Source organism: Aeromonas sp. HMWF014, assembly GCF_963878295.1.
GTDB classification, from domain to species: Bacteria; Pseudomonadota; Gammaproteobacteria; order Enterobacterales; family Aeromonadaceae; genus Aeromonas; species Aeromonas popoffii.
In genome coordinates, this window is sequence record NZ_CAWNYS010000537.1 from 1 (window position 1) to 1,214 (window position 1,214).

At 63.0% G+C, this 1,214-nt stretch carries 1 protein-coding gene and 1 pseudogene; one reads left to right on the top strand and one right to left on the bottom strand.

Annotation, left to right across the window (positions count from 1 at the left end):
• Positions 1-337, top strand: a pseudogene (locus AAC083_RS20980) (hypothetical protein); the annotation flags it as partial.
• 84 nt (positions 338-421) lie between these two features.
• Here the strand turns inward: AAC083_RS20980 and AAC083_RS20985 are convergent.
• The coding region (locus tag AAC083_RS20985) for a methyl-accepting chemotaxis protein (protein ID WP_258224803.1) at positions 422-1,214 on the bottom strand (793 nt) is incomplete at its 5' end.

Consider the following 1,214-nt stretch of genomic DNA (forward strand, 5'->3'; position numbering starts at 1 on the left):
GAACTGGGCCGAGCGTTGGGCCGATATCTACCTTGGCACCGAAGAGGACAAGGTGGCTCTCGGCGAACTGAGCCTGAGCGAGCTGGCCAAAAGCACCCTGAATGATGCGGCCAACACGCAGCCGGGTGAGCACCACCTCGGCTTCAAGTACGTGGCCCCTCAGGGATTGTTCCAGCTTGCCATGCCGGCGGGGGAGGTGGAGATGATCGACACCGATACCACCATAGAGCTGCTGGCGTGCTACATAGCCCGGGAGGTGAAGAAGGCGGTGGGCGACAAGTTCGTGAAAATCGTGGCGTATGAAGGGGTGGGCAAGGGCGCCATCGCCTACGCCTGATCCCGCGTTCGTTGTCAGAATAACCAAGGCCCCGCATCTGCGGGGCCTTGTCGTTTCAGGGCAATGGAAAAACAGACTGCCTTATCAGGCGCTGAGTCGGAAGTGTTTGACCAGGCTCTCCTGCTGCTCGGCCAGGGAGTCGAGCTGCTGGCTGGTCTCGGCCACCCGCTCGATCCCCTGATAGTTGAGATCCGAGATATCCGAGATGCGGTTGAGGTTGGTGGCGATGTCGGCGCTGGTGGCCTGCTGCTGCTCGGCGGCGGAGGCGATCTGGCTCGACATGTCACTGATCAGCACCACTATCCCCTGCACCTCCTCCATGGCGTTGTTAGCGTGGGAGCTCTGGCTCACGCAGCTGTCCATCTCGCGGGAGCACTCCTGCATGACGGTGACCGCCTTGGCGACCCCCTGCTGCAGGTTTTCGATCATGGTCTGGATCTCGCTGGTGGACTGGGCGGTGCGTCCTGCCAGGCTGCGTACCTCGTCGGCCACCACCGCAAAGCCGCGGCCCTGCTCGCCGGCCCGGGCCGCCTCGATGGCGGCGTTTAGCGCCAGTAGGTTGGTCTGTTCGGCGACGCCGCGAATGACGTCGAGTATGTTGCCGATCTGGTTGCTCATGGCGCTCACATCGCCGATCACCTTGCCGGTCTGCTGCAACTTGCCCGCCAGCTGATGGGTGGTGGTGATGTTGCCGGCCATCACCTTACGACCTGTCTCTGAGGCTTTCTCCACGTCCTGCACCCGCTCCAGGGTCTGGTTGGCTGCCTGGGCCACTTCACGTACCGAGGCTTCCATCTGGGTCATGGCGGCAGCGACCGAGGCGGTTTCCTGGCGCTGTTTCTCCAGATCCACCCGCACCGATTCGGTGGTGTGGCGG